This window comes from bacterium (assembly GCA_035945995.1).
In the GTDB taxonomy this organism is placed as follows: domain Bacteria; phylum Sysuimicrobiota; class Sysuimicrobiia; order Sysuimicrobiales; family Segetimicrobiaceae; genus DASSJF01.
The window spans coordinates 69,561-85,575 of record DASYZR010000044.1; the positions used below are offsets into that span (position 1 = coordinate 69,561).

Here is a 16,015-nt window from a genome sequence, read left to right on the forward strand (position 1 = left end):
CCGCACCCGCTCTATTGTATCGCGGAGACAAGGAATTGCAAGCCGGGCAGAGAACCTGGCCGCCTATGGCTATCCCCGGGCACCGGCGGCGGGCCGCTTCGCCGGTGACCGTCGCCGGGTACGCGGTCGTTCGGACGCTGGTGCTCCTCGGACTCGGCCTGAGCGCGCTCGCCCTGTCGGTCGTCGCAAGCGTGTGGGGCCTGACCGCGGTGCTCGTCGCGGCGGCGCTCGTCGGACTCGTCGTGCTGCGCGCCGGCTACCGCGCGCGGCACGCGACGGACCCGGCGGGCCGGCCGTACCGGGCGTTCGCGATGACCGCGGTCCTCCTCGTCGGCTTCTTCGTGCTCCTGACGGTCGCGAGCCAAGTCTGGCCGCACTGAGCACGACCGCCCTCCACTCGCCCGTCCGGAGTACCGCCGTCTGCCGCAGTCCCGCGCCGCGCGCCGCCGCGAGGACGCGGCGGACGCGGCCGGCGACGATGCCGGAGCCGATCATCACACCGTGCCGCGCCATCCGCGCGGCCGCGTCCGGCAGGAGGTCTACGATCGTGTCGGCCACGATGTTGGCGACGATCACGTCCGCGCGGCCGGGCGCCCGGCCGAGGCCCGTCCCCCGCGCGACCGCGACCCGCGCGGCGCATCCGTTCAGGCGGACGTTCGCCCGCGCCACGGCGACCGCGACGGGATCGCTGTCGACGGCCCAGACGCGCCGGGCCCCCAACGCCGCGGCGGCGATCGCCAGAACGCCGGAGCCCGTGCCGACGTCGAACACCACCGCGCGGGGCCGCGCGCCGAGGGCCGCGTCGAGGCCGCGCAGCGCGAGGCGCGTGCTCGGGTGGGTGCCCGTGCCGAACGCCATGCCCGGATCGATCGCGACGGCGACCTCGCCGGCGCGAGGCGCCGCGCGCAGCCACGAGGGCCGGACGAGCAACCGGCCGATGCGGACCGGCGCGGCGTGCGCGCGCCACGCGGTCGCCCATCGCTGGGCGGCGACGCGCCGCGACGCGACGGAGATCGGCCGGGGATCGAGCCCGTAGCGCCGGAGCCCGCGAATGCGCGCGCGTACCAACTGCAACGTCGTCCGCACGAGGCGCGACGGCGGCAGGTAGCAGCGAAGGCGCACCCGGTCACGGGCCGGCCGCTCCTCGACCAATCCGCCGCTACGACAATCCCGGAGGATTTCCGCGACCGCCTCGGCGGCTTCCGCCGACACCGTCACGCGGACCTCGATCCAGGCGCGCGGCCCTCGGACCGGAGCCGCCGGCGTCATGGCTCGCGCCGCCGGCCGGCGGGGCGCCCGGTCACGAGTCCTGGACGCGAAGTTTGCCGAAGAGGGTTTTCTTCCGGCCCGCGGACGGCCGGCGGGCCGGCGGCGCCTCGCCGAGCAGACGGCCGAACTCGGCCAGCGCGGCGGCCTGCTCGGCCGTGAGGCGCGTCGGAATGGCGACGCCGAGGTGCACGATGAGATCTCCCCGGCCGCCGCCCCGCGCGCGCGGCATGCCCTTGCCGGTCAGCACGAGGGTGGCACCGGGCTGGGCGCCGGCCGGGACGCGGAGCGGGGCGGGTCCGTCGAGCGTCGGTACTTCGATGTCCGCGCCGAGCGCGGCCTGAGTCATGGAGATCGTCGCCCGGCAGTGCAGGTTGCGCCCCTCGAGTGTGAAGACCGGATGGCGGGCGAGCCGCAGATCGACGTACAAGTCGCCGCGCTGCCCGCCGCGCATGCCGGCCTCGCCCTCGCCGGAGAGGCGCAGGCGGGTGCCGTCCTCGACGCCGGCGGGGATCGCGACCGTGATCTCCCGCTTCGCTTCGAGGCGGCCGCGGCCGCGGCACTCGCGGCACGGCTTGCGGATGACCTTGCCGGCGCCGCCGCACTGAGGGCACGTGGTGATCTGCTGGAACGAGCCGAACGGTGTCTCGCGACTGTACCGGACCTGGCCGGCGCCGCGGCAGGTGGAGCACGTTTCGGGAGCGCTGCCCTTCTCGGCGCCGGTGCCGAAGCAGACGGCGCAGGTCTCCTCGCGGACCAGGCCGATCGTCCGCTCCCCGCCGCGGGCCGCGTCCTCCAGCGTGATCTCCAGGGCGACGCGAAGATCGCTGCCGCGCTCGGGGCCCGGCTCCCCCGGCCGCGCGCCCGCCCCCATCTGCCCGAAGAAAGCGTCGAAAAGATCCTCGAACGGGCCGGCGCCGAAGGGGCCGCCGCGTCCGTCGGGACGCCCGGCCGCGACAACGTCGCCGCGATCGTACCGCGCCCGCCGCTCGGGATCCCCGAGGACCTGGTAGGCTTCGTTGATGTTCTTGAACCGGTCCGCGGCGGCCGGATCTCGACTCACGTCGGGATGATGCTCGCGGGCCAGCTGGCGAAACGCGCGCTTGATCTCGTCCTGGGAGGCGCCCCGAGGCACCCCGAGCACGTGATAGTAGTCGGTCCGAGGCATCGGAGCGGGTTAGAGGCGGTCGAGCGCTTCGCCCAGCGTGTCGGCGAGAAACCGGACGAGCGAGATCGTCCGGCCGTACCGCATCCGGGTGGGCCCCACGATCGCGAGCTCCCCGGCCGGCCGGCCGCCGACGTAGTAGGTCGCGGCGACGACGCTGCAGTCCCGGATTTCCTCACGGCGGTGCTCGGCGCCGATCGTGATCCTGACCGGCGCCGGGCCGCCGTCGTGCAGCAGTTCCGCCACCACATCGTGCCGCTGCAGCGCCGAGAGCACCGGCTCGGCGCGCCGCGCATCGCGAAACTCCGGCTGCTTCAAGATGTTGGTCTGTCCCTCCGTATGAATCCGGGCCGCCGAGGCCGCGATCTGCTCACGGACGAGACGCCCTACCTCCGACACGACCTGCCGGTAGAGCGCCGCCTCGCCGATCACCTCGTCCAGCGCCCGCACCGTCAGCTCGCCGAGCCGCCACCCGGCCACCCGCCGGCTGATCTCCTGCGAGAGCCGGTCGCAGTCCTCCGGTGACGTCGCGTCCGTGAGTTCGACCATGCGGCCCTCGAAGACGCCCGTGTCCGTGACGACGACGATGAGCGCCCGGCGCGGCGTCAGCGGAATGAGGTGCAGGTGGCGGACCACCTGCTCCTGCAGGTGCGGCCCCTCGACGACCGACGCGTATTCGGTGCCGGTGGCCAGCGCGTGGGCGACCCGCGCGATCGTCCGCTGGGGCTCGTCGTGGGCCAGCAACACCCGCCGGAGGCGCGCCTGCTCGACGGAGGCCAGCGGCTCTTCCGTCACCAGCGAGTCCACGTAGACCCGATACCCGCGGTCCGTCGGCACGCGGCCCGCCGACGTGTGCGGCTGGTTCAAGTATCCCATCTCTTCGAGGGCGGCCATCTCGTTGCGCACGGTCGCCGAACTGACGTTCAGGCCGTGGCGTTCCCGCACCGCCTCGCTGCCGATGGGTTCGGCCGTGGCGATGTAATCGTCGATGACGATCCGCAAGATCTCGCGCCGCCGGCCCTCGATGGGTTCCACCGCCGGACCTCCGCCGCCTCAACTCCCGACGTCATTAGCACTCACAAGGCGAGAGTGCTAAACATCCGAGACGAGCCTACACCGGCCCGAGAACCGTGTCAAGCCGCGCGGGGGGGCGCGGTCAGTCCGCCGCCATCCTGCGTCGGCCGATCTGGAGCAGCCGCAGCTCCCGGACGCCCAGGGCGCGGCAAACGCCCAGGTAGACGACCGCGCCGGCGGCGGTCGCGGCCAGCAGGACCGCGAGCGCTCCGCCGAGGTGCGCGGTGGACACCACGCGCGGCGCGAGGTGCAGCGTGAGTACCATCACCCCCGCCAACGCGAGGGCTGCGGCTCCCGTTCGGGTCGCCGTATGGGCGAGTGCGCGCCCGTCCAGCCGGCCCAGGCGCCGGCGCAGGATCCACAACAGGATGCCGACGTTGGCGAACGCGACGAGCGACGTTGCCAGTGCGATCCCCAGATGGCCCAGCCAGCGCATGAGGACGTAGTCGCCGAGGGCGTTCAAGGCGACCATATACAGGCCCACCCGGACCGGCGTGCGCATATCGTGGAGCGCGTAGAACGTGCGCGTGACGATGTAGTACGCCGCGTACGGCACCGTGCCTACGGCGTACCCGACGAAGCCCAGGGCGACGGCGGCGGTCGCCGCAGATCCAAAGGCCCCGCGCTGGAAGATCACGCGGACGATCAGCGGGCTGGCCACGAGGATCCAGGCCATCACCGGCATCATCGTGAAGAGCACGCCCCGCAGCCCGAGCGACGTCGCGTCGCGCAGCGCACGGGTGTCCGTCTCGGCGTGCCGCGCCATCGTCGGGAACAGGGCCGTCGCGATGGACAGCGCAAAGATGCTGACCGGTGCCTGCACCAGCTGGAACGCGTAGTCGAGCACGGCCAGATAGTCCACGCCCGGTTGCGGATGCAGGAACGAAGCGAAGAACCGGCCGACGTTGGAGTTGATCTCGATGACGGCCAACCCGAGCATCGCCGGGACCGCGAGGCGTCCCATTTCCCTGACCGCCGCGTGCGAGAAATCGAGCGACGGCCGCCACCGAAATCCCACCGCTCGGGCCTCGGGCAACTGGACGAGGAATTGGGCCGCCCACCCCAGGAAAAAGCTGACCGCGACGCCCAGAATCCCGATCCGCGGCGCCAGCCAATACACGGCCGCGATAATGACGACGTTGAACACCACCGGCGCGAGCGCCGGCGTACCGAACCGCCGATGGGCGTTCAAGTACCCGGTGGCGAACGCCGACATCGCGAGGAACGCCATCGAGACAAACATGACCCGGGTGAGTTGCACCGCGGTGGTCAGCACGCCGGGGTTCGTGCGCAGATAGCCCGGCGCGGCAACCGGGACCAGCAGGGGCGCCGCCGCCACCCCCACCGCCACCATCGCCCCGCCGATCAGCAGCACGAGCGTGAACGTACTCGAGACGACGCGCCGGATCTCATCCTCGTCGCCCTGCACCAGCACGCGCGTGATCGCCGGAATGAACACAATGCTGAGCGTCCCGCCGAGAAAGAGGCGTTGGACGAAGAACGGAAGCGAATAGGCGATGACGAATGCGGATCGGGCGGAGGTGGCACCGAACATCGCGGCGATCAACACGTCCCGCGCGAGGCCGAGCACGCGGCTCGCCACGGTGCCGGCGGCGATGATCCCGGCCGAGCGCGCGAGCGCCCCGGGAGCCGACGCGCCCGCGGTTGTTCCGGCCGGACCTACCGGAACGGCCGCGGCGGAATCTCGGGTCGCCATCTCGGCGCCATTATAGCACCCGGCCCGCGCGCCCCCGGCGGTGGCACGGCGCGGGACGGGATGCTACAATGAGCGTCGCCCGCCGGAACGCGGCGGCATTCCTGGAGGTGGCGGTGTGGCAAAGCGCATCAAGTCGGGCCTGAAGCGGAAGCGCCAGGACGCGAAACGCACCGTCCGCAATCAGGCGGTCCGGTCCCGCGTCAAGACCCTGGTCAAGCAGGCGCGCGAGTCGGAGCGGCCGGCCGGGGAGTCGTTAGGGGCGGCGATCAGCGCGCTCGATGCCGCGGCCCGTAAGGGCATCCTGCACCCGAACGCCGCGGCCCGAAAGAAGTCCCGGCTGACGCGGTGGGCCGCCGCGCAGACCCAGGCGTCCGCTCCGGCGTAGCCCCGCCCCGCGCAGGCGGGGTCCCGCCCCGCGCAGACGGGGTCACGCCCCGCTCATCCGGACGATCAGCGTCTCCAACGCGACTCGCGGCGGCATCTGACCGGTCTTGATTGCCGCGTCCGTATCCAGCAGCATGCCGAGCAGCCCCCGAAGATCGACGCGCCCGAACGCCCCGACCTGCCGCTGATAGTCCCGATACCGCCAGGCCCGCGAGCCGAGCATCGTCTGGACCTCGGCGCGGTTGCGCACGCCGCGGTCGACGAGGTCCTGGACGCGCGCCAGCATGCGCACCTGGTCCTCGAGCATGTAGAGAATGCGTAGCGGCGGCTCGCCAAGCGCGATGAGCGCGTCGAGGAGGCGGAACGCCTCGCCGGGGCGCCGGTGGCCCACGGCGTCCATGACCTGGAAAATCGTGGCCTGAGCCGCCGCGTGGCTCGTGACCTCGCGGACGTCGCCCGCGGTGATGGTCTCCCGGTCCCCGACGTAGGAGGCCAGTTTGGCGACTTCCAAGCCGAGCGCGCGCAACCCGCCGCCGGCGAGGTCGAGGAGCAGGCCGGCCGCCTCTGGCGCCATCGTTTTCCCCGCGTCCCGGGCGCGCGCGATGAGCCAGGCCGGCAGCTCCTGCGGGTCGGGCGGCGGGCACGGAATGATTCGTGCCGTCCGCTGAAGCACCGCAAACAGCCGCCGCCGCTGATCGAGCCTCGGCGCCACGATGATGAGCAAAGCGGGAGGCGGCCCCTGGCTCAGGTACTCGGCGAGAACGTCCTGTTCCGCCGCGCGCCACGATTCCGGGTTCCGGATGTTGAGGACCACGACGCGCCGCGCGCCGAAGAACGGCAGCGTCTCGCAGCGCGTGATCAGGTCCGCCACCGGGATGGTACCGGCGTCGAGGACGTCGAGATTGAGGGCGCGCTCGCCCTCCGGCAGGGCATCGCGCAACAAGTTGGCCAGCGCTTCGTCGGCGCGCACGTCCTCCTCGCCGAGCAGCAGATACACCTGGGACGCGGGATCCGTCACCGGCACGTTACCACCGCCCCCGGCCGGCGGACGGCCTCGTGACCGGCGCGATACAGAAACGCGGTACCACGTCGGGGAGAGGTGCGACGATGACCAAGGTCCGGCCGGCCCGAAATACGACGCGCGTCCTGCTGGTGATCACGATGCTGGCGGCAACGGTCTTCCCCGCCGCGGCGGCCCCCGGGACGACCCCGGCGGCGCACGCGCCGGCGGCCCTGTTGCCCGTGCACGGCTTCGCGATCGTCCCCGGCGAATCGTCGGTGGTCTTCGCGGTCCCCGACAACCGCGGCGGGTTCTCCGGGCACACCACGCGGGTCACGGGCACGGTGGTGGTCGAGCCGGAGGCGGACGGCGAGCGCTACGTCGCCAAGATCGCGGGGACCGTCAACGCCCGAACGCTCACCACGGACAACCCCGCCCGCGACCGCGCGATGGCGGCCACCTTCCTGCAGACCGGCACGTATCCCGCGATCACGTTTTCCGGCACGGCCGCGGCCCAGCCGGGGTTGGGCGTGCGCCCCTTCCCCGCCGCGATCCGCGGGCGGCTGACCATCCGCGCCGTCACCCGGGACGCGGCCTTCACGGCCATGGTCACAGCACTCGCGCACGAATATCGCGCCGACGCGACGGCCACCGTCCGGATGGCGGACTACGGCATCCCCTATCCGCGCGCGTTCATCTTTGTCGCCCGCGACCCGGTCACGGTGACGCTGCGTATCGTCGCCAGGGCGCCGTAGGGCCCGATCCCTCACTGCCGGGCCGCCGCCTCGGCCATCACCCGTTCCGCAAAGGCCGCGAGCGGTACCTGGCCCTCGTCGCCCTTCGCCCGGCTGCGCACCGCCACCGCGGTCTGCGCTTCTTCGCGATCGCCCACCACCAGCATATACGGGAGCTTCATCAATTGCGCCTCACGGATCTTGTGTCCCGTCCGCTCGCTTGACGTATCGATCTCCGCCCGGATGCCCTTCCCCCGCAGGACGTCGGCGACCCGGCGCGCGTAGCCGAGATGCCGGTCGGCGATCGGGAGCACGCGCACCTGCTCCGGCGCGAGCCAGAGCGGGAAGGCCCCCGCGTACTGCTCGATGAGGAAGGCCATCATGCGCTCCAGCGTGCTGATCACGCCGCGGTGGATCATCACCGGGCGGTGCGGCCGGCTGTCTTCGCCGGCGTACTCGAGGCCGAACCGCTCCGGCAGGTAGAAATCGATCTGCACGGTGGAGATTGTCTCGTCCTTGCCCATGACGTTGGGCACCTGCACGTCCAGCTTGGGACCGTAGAACGCCGCCTCACCCGGCGCTTCGACGTAGTCGAGGCCGAGCGTCTGCATCGCCTGCCGTAGCTGGCCTTCGGCCGATTCCCACATCGCGTCGTCCTGCATGAAATTCTCGCGGTCCCGGGGATCCCGGAGCGAGACCCGATACCAGAAGGGATGCAATCCGAGGTCCTGGTAGACGCGCTGGATCAACCGGACGACCGCGATAAATTCGTCCATCAGCTGGTCGGGACGGCAGAAAATGTGCGCGTCGTTCAGCGTCATCGCCCGCACGCGGGCGAGGCCGGTCAGCACGCCCGACCGCTCGTAGCGGTACATCGTCCCGAGCTCGGCGATGCGCACCGGCAGATCGCGGTAGCTGTGCTGGCCGTGCTTGAACACCATGATGTGGTGCGGACAGTTCATCGGCCGCAGCACGAGCTCTTCGCTGTCGACCTTCATCGGCGGGTACATGTTCTCGCGGAAGTGATCCCAGTGGCCGCTGATCTTGTACAACTCCACGTTCGCCAGGTCGGGGGTGTGCACGTGCCGGTAGCCGAGGCTCTCTTCGAGATCGATGATGTAGCGCTCGAGGAGCCGGCGCACCGTGGCCCCCCGCGGCAGCCACAGCGGCAGGCCCTGTCCCACCTCCTGCACCGAGGCGAAGAGGGCGAGCTCTCGGCCCAATTTCCGATGGTCCCGGCGCTTCGCCTCCTCCAGGCGGGCCAGGTACTCGTCCAACGCCGGCTGGGTCGGAAACGAGATCCCGTAGATGCGCTGGAGCATCGGGCGCCGCTCGTCGCCCCGCCAGTACGCGCCCGACGTGCTGAGCAGCTTCACCGCTTTGATGAGGCCGGTGGAGGCGAGATGCGGACCCCGGCACATGTCCTGGAAGCCGTCCTGCCGGTAGAAGCTCACCGGGTCGTCGGGGATGCCTTCCAGCAGCTCGGCCTTGTAGATGTCATCGCGCTCGCCGAACAGACCGCGCGCGACGTCCCGCGGTACGGCGATCCGCTCGATCCGCTCGTCGCGCGCGGCCAGCTCTCGCATCCGGGCTTCGATGCGCGCGAGATCGTCCGGCGTAAACGGCCGCCCGATGTCGAAGTCGTAGTAGAACCCGTCCTCGATCGGGGGCCCGATCGCGAGCTTGGCGTCGGGAAAGAGCTCGCGGACCGCCTGCGCCAGCAGATGCGAGGTGCTGTGCCAGTAGACCTCGCGGCCCCCGGGATCCGCGAACGTCAGCCACTCCATCGCGGCGTCACGCTCCAGCGGAAACGCCAGATCGCGCGCCTCGCCGTCGACACGGGCGGCGAGCACGTCGCGGACGCCGGCGTCCCGCGCCACCTCGGCGAGGGTCGTGCCGCGCGCGTACGACCGCGTCGATCCGTCCGGCAGCCGCAGCGTGATCTGGTCAACCGAGATCCGTTCGGCCATGATGTACTCCTCCCCGACAAACAATAGCGCCCCCGTCCCAATGGGACGGAGGCACCGCGGTTCCACCCACCTTCCCGCCGCACCGACAGGCATTCCGGTGCGGCGGACCACTCCGCGCGCGCTCACGGGCGCACCCGGCGGGCTTATCGGCACCCCAAGAATTCGCGGCAATGATGCCAATTCTTGGGGACCCCGCGGCACCCGACGAGAACGGCGTCGGAACTCGTTCCGCAGGTTTCGCGGCGTACACCCGCGGCTCCGGGGTGGTATTCGATCCGGCGTTCGAGCGGGGCTTCCAGCCATGACCCCGCCTCTCTTACGGCCGCCTGGACCTACGGCCCCGTCATCGCTTGTCCGAGATTATACCACTAAGACGGGGCGCGTGGCCTATGGTCCCCAAGGAGGGGCGGGGGTAGCACACGAACATACTATGGCTTGGAAGTGATTATCTCACGCAGGGGGAGGCGTTGCATGGTGACAGCGCAATCGGGCTGGAGGCGTGTGGCTACCGCTCTTGCAATCGTTGCCGCGCTCGTCGCCGGCGTGCTCGTGGTCCCAGGGTCGGTGATGAGCTGGGCCGCCGGTCCCACGACGCTCATCTGGGGCAAGTCCGGGGACGCCGACACACTCGACAATCAGGTGAGCTCCAACGGCGAGACGTCCGAGGTCACGACCCAGCTCTTCAATTTGCTCGTCCGCGCGAAGCCGGGCCAGACGGCGGTCGAGCCGGACCTCGCGACCAGTTGGTCGGTGTCGCCCGACGGCCTGGTGTGGACGTTCAAGCTGCGCCGGGGCGTGACGTTCCACGACGGGACGCCGTGGAACGCCGCGGCGGCAAAGTTCAACTTCGACCGTCAGGCAGATGCCAAGAACCCCTACCATGCGGCGAAGGACGCCGATTACTCGTACTGGGACGGCTTCATGGCCGATTACTACAAAGAGGCCAAAGTCGTCGACCCCTATACTCTGCAGTTGGTGCTGAAGCAGCCCAACGCCCCGCTGCTGTACAACCTTTCCATCATCACCTTCGAGTTCAACAGCCCGGCCTCGTTCCAGAAGTACGGCGGCACGGGCGTCGGCCAGCATCCGGTGGGCACCGGGCCCTTCAAGTTCGTGGAGTGGGTGCGGGACGATCACGTGACCATGGTCGCCAACCCCAGCTTTTTCCGGAAAGGCCTGCCCAAGGTGCAACGGCTCATCATGCGCGTGATCAAGGACAATGCGGCGCGCTTCCTGGCACTCAAGGCCGGCGAGGTGAGCGCGATGGAAGCGCCGAATCCGGACGACGTCCGGGTCGCGCAGCGCGATCCGAACTTGAAGGCCGTGTTCCGGCCGGCCTTCAACACCGGTTGGCTCCGCTTCAACATGAACAATTCTTTGTTCAAGGACAAGCGGCTCCGCGAGGCTGTCGCGCTGGCGATCAACCGCAAGGCGATCGTCGACGCGCTCTACGGCGGCTACGGCCAGGTGGCCAACCAGCACATGCCGCCGACGATGTGGGGCCGCGCCAACGTGGCGCCGATTCCCTACGACCCCGCCAAGGCGAAGCAGCTGCTCGCGGAAGCGAACTACCCGAACGGATTCTCGTTCGACTTCTGGTACATTCCGGTGAGCCGGCCGTACTTCCCGAACGGCAAGGAGATCGGGACCGCGATCGCGAGCGACTTGAGTAAGGTCGGAATCCGGGCCCACCTCATGACGGAGGACTGGGCGACGTACCTGAAGGACAGCCGCAGTAGCAACAAGTTCCCCATGTACATGATCGGATGGATCGGCGACAACGGGGATCCGGACGATTGGCTCGGGTACTTCTTCACCAAGTACGATCCCAACCAGGCCTATCTCTCCTACAACAACCCGGCCGTGTTCGACCTGATCAACAAGGCGAAGGTCGTCAGCAAGCAGGCGGATCGAGCCAAACTGTACGCGCAGGCGGAATCGATGGTCATGGCCGACTACCGCGACGTGCCGCTGGGACACGCCAGAGTACCGCTCCTGGTCCGCAAGAACGTCGACGGCCTCATCGGCCAGCCGGACGCCAACGAGTACATGGAGATCGTTTCGGTCAGGTAACCACCGCGCGCGGGGGGCGCGGGACCGCGAGTCCCCGCCCCCCGACGCGTGTCCGGCCGCATGGCCCGGTACATCGCCCGCCGCGCGATCGCGCTCCTCCCGATCCTCCTGGGGGTGTCGGCGGCGGCGTTCTTGATTATCCACCTCATTCCCGGCGATCCGGCGACGGTCTACCTCGGCGAGCACGCGACGTCCGAGGCCGTGCGGCGCGTGCAGCACGAGTTTGGGCTGGACCAACCGCTGCCCGTACAGTACGGCATCTACCTGTGGAACGTGCTCCACGGCAACTTCGGCCAGTCGCTCGACAGCCACCGCCGCGTGATCGACGAGTACATTCCGCGGTTTCCGGCGACGATTGAACTGATGATGGGATCGATGACGGTGGCGCTGCTGGTGGGCGTGCCGATCGGCATCGTCTCCGCCTCGCGGCCGAATTCCGTGTTCGACCGGCTCGGCATGCTGCTTGCCCTCGCCGGCATCTCGCAACCGGTGTTTTGGCTCGGGCTGATGCTCGTGTACGTCTTCAGCGTCTACCTGCACGTGCTGCCGACCGCCGGACAACTCGGCGTCAATTTCTCGATCGTGTCGATCACGCGGATCGACGTCCTGGACGGCCTGCTCACCGCCAATTGGCCCGCCGCGCTGGACGCTCTGCGTCATCTCATCCTGCCGAGCATCACGCTCGGGTCGATCCCGACCGCGATCATCGCGCGAATGACCCGAGCGACCATGCTGGACGCGCTGCATCAAGACTACATCCGCACCGCGTACGCGAAGGGCCTGACCGGCCGCACTGTAGTGCTGGATCACGGTCTGAGAAATGCCCTCCTCCCGGTCATCACGGTGATCGGACTCCAGGTCGGCTTTCTCCTCGGCGGAGCCACGCTGACCGAAACGATCTTTTCGTGGCCCGGCGTGGGCCGGTACATGTACGACTCGATTTTGTTCCGCGATTACCCCGTCGTTCTCGCCGGCATTCTCCTGTTCTCGCTGGTATTCGTGCTGGTGAACCTCGTCGTCGACGTCCTCTATGCCTTCCTTGATCCCCGCATCCGCTACGCCTGAGCAGACCCGGCCCGGCGCCCCGCCGGCCGTCGCACTCCCGGCGGCCCGGCCGTCCGGACGGTCGGCCCTCCGGATGGCCGCCCGCCGGTTTTGGCGCAACGGCAATGCGCGGGTGGGGCTCGGCATGATCATCTTCTTCGCGTTGATCGCGATCTTCGCCGGACACATTGTTCCTGAGGGCCCGGATCAGGAGGATCTTCTCGGCAGGCTCCAGCCGCCGTCGGCCCAGCATTTGATCGGCACCGACGAACTGGGCCGCGACGTGTTCGCGCGTGTGCTCCTCGGAGCCCGCATTTCGATGACAGTCGGGCTCGTTGCGGTCTCAGGATCGCTTCTGATCGGGGCGCTGCTCGGGATCACCGCCGGCTACGCGGGAGGCCGGGTCGAAGGCACCATCATGCGTCTGATGGACGTCATGCTGGCATTCCCGTCGATCATCCTGGCGATCGGGATCGTGGCGATGCGCGGTCCGGGTCTCAACAACACGATTCTGGCGGTCAGCGTCGTGAACATTCCCGTCTTTGCACGCGTGGCGCGAGGATCGACGCTCGCAATCAAGGAATATGAGTACGTGACCGCGGCCCGGGCCATGGGCGCCAGGCCGTGGCGGGTTCTCCTGCGGTCGATTCTCCCCAACGCCGCGGCCCCGCTGGTCGTGCAGGGCACGCTCGGAGTCGCGACGGCAATTCTTGATGCGGCCGGGTTGGGCTTCCTCGGACTCGGCGCGCAGCCCCCGACACCGGAGTGGGGTGCGATGCTCGCCGACGCCTACAAGTATCTGCTCACCGCCTTTTGGGCCGCGCTGGCACCGGGGGTCGCGATCGCGCTCGTCGTCCTGTCCTTCAACCTCGCCGGGGACGGGCTGCACGACGCGCTCGATCCGCGGCTGTCGGCACGGGGCTAACGGCAGTGTAAAGTGGGGCCAGAGCGGGGCGCATTCCAGTGACAGACGAAAGTAGCGCGCGGTCCGAAAGAGAGCTTGAGCAGCGGATCCGACAATTCGCGCAAGTATGGGCGAAAAGCGATGTTGTCGCGCTCGGCCGATTGTTGGCTTCAGACTACCTCCACATCGATATCGAAGGCAAAGTCCAAAATCGAGATGAGTGGCTCGCTTACGCGCCGTCACCGAGGCCGGTTACGCGAGTCGAATTCGAAGATGCGAAAATTAGACTCTACGGCGACGTAGCCGTTATCACCGGGCAAAACGCGATCTCCGTCAGCGGCAAGAATGCTGTCACCGGCGAACAGATCGAGGGAGAAAGCGTTGGCACGATACGATTCACGCAGGTTACAGGAAACCGTCCGGGGGTGTCCCGTGACCATCGACATCAGCCCCTCCTATACCGTTGAGGTCGGGTACGACGAGTTCTGCGGTGCTCTGGCCGCGCGCGATCTCCAGCCGCTCTGGAAAATCGCCAAGCAACTGATGCCCGACGTTCCGGTCCCCACCACGAGGCCGTGGCTCTGGAAGTGGGAGGACATCCTCCCGTTGGCCAAGCGGGCTGGCGAGATCATCACCCTCGACCGCGGCGGCGACCGGCGCGTGCTCGCGTTCGCCAACCCGGGGCTCCGGGGCCTGCCGTTCACCAGCACCACGCTTTGGGGCGCGATTCAGTACCTCGGTCCGCGGGAATCCGCCCCAGCCCACCGGCACTCACCGGCGGCCGTTCGTTTCGTCTTGACCGGCTCCGGCGTCTCCACGACCGTAAACGGCGACGCCGTCTCAATGGAACCGGGCGATCTGATCCTGACGCCGAACTGGAACTGGCACGATCACAACAACGGCAGCGACGCCCCGATGGTCTGGTTCGACGGCCTCGATCTGCCCCTGGTCACCACCCTGGAGTCGATTTTCTTCGAGCCCCATCCGGCGCATGTCCAGCCGGTCGACGGCCGCGATTTGTCCGAGCGAACCTTCACGGGCGTGGGGCTGCGCGAGATCGAGGCGATGTCCCCTGCGGCGCACTCCCCGCTCCTGCGCTACCCGTGGGGCGAGACCGACCGGGCGCTCGAGGCGATGCACCGGGCCCGGGGCGGCCGGATGACGAGCCTGGAGTACGTGAATCCGCTGACCGGCGCGCCCGCGTTCGCCACGTTTTCCTGCGAGATGCATCGGATCCACCCCGGGGGGCGGACGGCCACCCGCCGCAAGACCGGCAGTTCGATCTGGGTCGTCTTCCGGGGCCGCGGCTGCACCGTGATCACCGGCGAGCGCTTCGACTGGGGACCGGGCGACGTGTTCGTGACTCCGTCGTGGGCCGCGGTCGACCACGAAGCGGACGAGACCGCCGATCTCTTCGCGGTCAGCGATCGGCCCGTGTTGCAGGCGCTGCATCTGTATCGCGAAGATACGCTGCCCGCCCCGCAGGAAATCACCGGGCGCTTCGGCGCCTCGTGATTTCGCCTACACCGGAAAAGCGCCGTCGTGGCCCAGGTCGAGCAGATCAAGCTAAAACGCGCCGGTGTGGGCCTGCGCGCGTACGATCCTGAACGGGCCTGCCCAGGCCTGACGCTATTCGCCCCGCTGACCTCCGAGACGACCGTCTACCTTGTCGACCTCGACGGCCGCGTGGTCCACACCTGGGAGCTGCCCTACCCGCCCGGCTTGTACGGCTACCTCACCGACACGGGAATGTTATTGTACAACGGCAAGATTGTAGAAGAACCGAGCCGGCGTTTCATCAGCGCGCAGCCCTGGAAGGGAGGGGCCGTGCTCGAAGCCGACTGGCGCGGACGGATTCTCTGGGAAGTGCGCCATCCCGATCATCACCACGATGCCGTGCGGCTGCGCAACGGGAATGTTCTGCTGCTTTGCATGACCGCGATCGGTCCGGACCTCGCCGCCCGCGTCCAGGGCGGAATCCGCGGTACCGAGTACCACGGCGAGATGTACGCCGATTACCTCGTGGAGATGACGACGGGTGGGCACGTCGTCTGGGAATGGCGTAGTTGGGAGCATCTTGATCCCGAGACGGACCGCATCACGCTCCAGGATCACCGGCACGAATGGACGCACGGCAATACCGTCGCCGAGATGCCCGACGGAAACATCGTGGTGAGCTTTCGGTACATCTCGACGGTCGCAATCGTCGACCGCGGATCCGGTGAGATCATCTGGAAGCTCGGGCCGCCGACGCTGGCCCAGCAGCACGCGCCTGCCCCGTTGCCTAACGGCCATCTCCTGATCTTCGACAATGGCACGCACCGGATCAATCACCCGGTCCCCTACTCCCGCGTCATCGAAGTCGATCCTGCCACGAAGCAGATCGTGTGGTCGTATCAGGAGCGCCGGCTGTTCGATTTCTTCAGTCCCTACATTTCGAACGCGCAGCGCCTGTCAAACGGCAACACTTTGATCTGCGAGGGAAACTTCGGACGCCTCTTCGAGGTGACCCGCGACGGAATGGTCGTTTGGGAGTACGTCAATCCATACTTCGCGAGACCGGCCGGACAGCCCGACGCGCCGGTCCACAACTCCGTCTTTCGCGCTTACCGATATGGCCCGGAGGAAATCGCGACGGCTCAAGCGGCAACCAGGTAAGGCCGGATGAGTCGCAATAGGGACGG

The 16,015-nt window shown here is 68.8% G+C and carries 14 protein-coding genes; 9 read left to right on the forward strand and 5 right to left on the reverse strand.

The window, feature by feature from the left end:
• Positions 1-104: 104 nt before the first annotated feature.
• Both VGZ23_03935 and VGZ23_03940 read left to right on the forward strand, forming a co-directional pair.
• Complete coding sequence (locus VGZ23_03935) at positions 105-380, forward strand: hypothetical protein (GenBank protein ID HEV2356746.1); 276 nt, start codon at positions 105-107, stop codon at positions 378-380.
• A 167-nt stretch (positions 381-547) separates the two neighbouring features.
• On the forward strand, positions 548-1,036 hold the full coding sequence (locus VGZ23_03940; GenBank protein HEV2356747.1) for a hypothetical protein: 489 nt from the start codon (positions 548-550) through the stop codon (positions 1,034-1,036).
• 264 nt (positions 1,037-1,300) lie between these two features.
• On the opposite strand, the gene dnaJ is transcribed toward VGZ23_03940, so the two are convergent.
• From dnaJ to murJ, 3 genes are all read right to left on the reverse strand, one after another.
• Positions 1,301-2,434: a molecular chaperone DnaJ gene (gene dnaJ, locus VGZ23_03945; GenBank protein HEV2356748.1), complete on the reverse strand. Its 1,134-nt coding sequence runs from the start codon at positions 2,432-2,434 to the stop codon at positions 1,301-1,303.
• A gap of 9 nt (positions 2,435-2,443) precedes the next feature.
• Positions 2,444-3,466 (reverse strand): heat-inducible transcriptional repressor HrcA, encoded by a 1,023-nt coding sequence (gene hrcA / locus VGZ23_03950; protein ID HEV2356749.1) that lies wholly within the window; start codon positions 3,464-3,466, stop codon positions 2,444-2,446.
• A gap of 121 nt (positions 3,467-3,587) precedes the next feature.
• Positions 3,588-5,222, reverse strand: a complete 1,635-nt coding sequence (gene murJ / locus VGZ23_03955; GenBank protein HEV2356750.1) for a murein biosynthesis integral membrane protein MurJ — start codon at positions 5,220-5,222, stop codon at positions 3,588-3,590.
• 115 nt (positions 5,223-5,337) lie between these two features.
• On the opposite strand from murJ, the gene rpsT reads away from it, so the two are divergent.
• The gene (gene rpsT / locus VGZ23_03960) at positions 5,338-5,607 is read left to right on the forward strand and encodes a 30S ribosomal protein S20 (protein ID HEV2356751.1); all 270 of its coding nucleotides are present in this window, start codon (positions 5,338-5,340) and stop codon (positions 5,605-5,607) included.
• Positions 5,608-5,649: 42 nt separating this feature from the next.
• Here rpsT and holA read toward each other — a convergent pair whose 3' ends face one another.
• Positions 5,650-6,630 carry a DNA polymerase III subunit delta gene (holA, locus tag VGZ23_03965; GenBank protein ID HEV2356752.1) on the reverse strand — a complete coding sequence of 327 codons (981 nt, stop codon included), beginning with the start codon at positions 6,628-6,630 and terminating at the stop codon, positions 5,650-5,652.
• Between the two features lie 83 nt (positions 6,631-6,713).
• On the opposite strand from holA, the gene VGZ23_03970 reads away from it, so the two are divergent.
• Entirely contained in the window at positions 6,714-7,361 is a 648-nt protein-coding gene (locus tag VGZ23_03970; GenBank protein HEV2356753.1) for a YceI family protein, read from the forward strand.
• Positions 7,362-7,372: 11 nt separating this feature from the next.
• Here VGZ23_03970 and thrS read toward each other — a convergent pair whose 3' ends face one another.
• Positions 7,373-9,310, reverse strand: coding sequence for a threonine--tRNA ligase (thrS, locus tag VGZ23_03975; protein HEV2356754.1), 1,938 nt, complete (start codon positions 9,308-9,310; stop codon positions 7,373-7,375).
• A gap of 501 nt (positions 9,311-9,811) precedes the next feature.
• Between thrS and VGZ23_03980 the strand changes: the two genes are divergently transcribed.
• The 5 genes from VGZ23_03980 (at position 9,812) to VGZ23_04000 (ending at position 15,989) form a co-directional block, all read left to right on the forward strand.
• Entirely contained in the window at positions 9,812-11,383 is a 1,572-nt protein-coding gene (locus tag VGZ23_03980) for an ABC transporter substrate-binding protein (protein HEV2356755.1), read from the forward strand.
• A 60-nt stretch (positions 11,384-11,443) separates the two neighbouring features.
• The gene (locus VGZ23_03985) at positions 11,444-12,448 is read left to right on the forward strand and encodes an ABC transporter permease (protein HEV2356756.1); all 1,005 of its coding nucleotides are present in this window, start codon (positions 11,444-11,446) and stop codon (positions 12,446-12,448) included.
• A gap of 73 nt (positions 12,449-12,521) precedes the next feature.
• On the forward strand, positions 12,522-13,352 hold the full coding sequence (locus VGZ23_03990) for an ABC transporter permease (protein ID HEV2356757.1): 831 nt from the start codon (positions 12,522-12,524) through the stop codon (positions 13,350-13,352).
• A gap of 411 nt (positions 13,353-13,763) precedes the next feature.
• On the forward strand, positions 13,764-14,846 hold the full coding sequence (locus tag VGZ23_03995) for a cupin domain-containing protein (protein HEV2356758.1): 1,083 nt from the start codon (positions 13,764-13,766) through the stop codon (positions 14,844-14,846).
• A 27-nt stretch (positions 14,847-14,873) separates the two neighbouring features.
• The gene (locus VGZ23_04000) at positions 14,874-15,989 is read left to right on the forward strand and encodes an aryl-sulfate sulfotransferase (GenBank protein ID HEV2356759.1); all 1,116 of its coding nucleotides are present in this window, start codon (positions 14,874-14,876) and stop codon (positions 15,987-15,989) included.
• Positions 15,990-16,015: the final 26 nt, after the last annotated feature.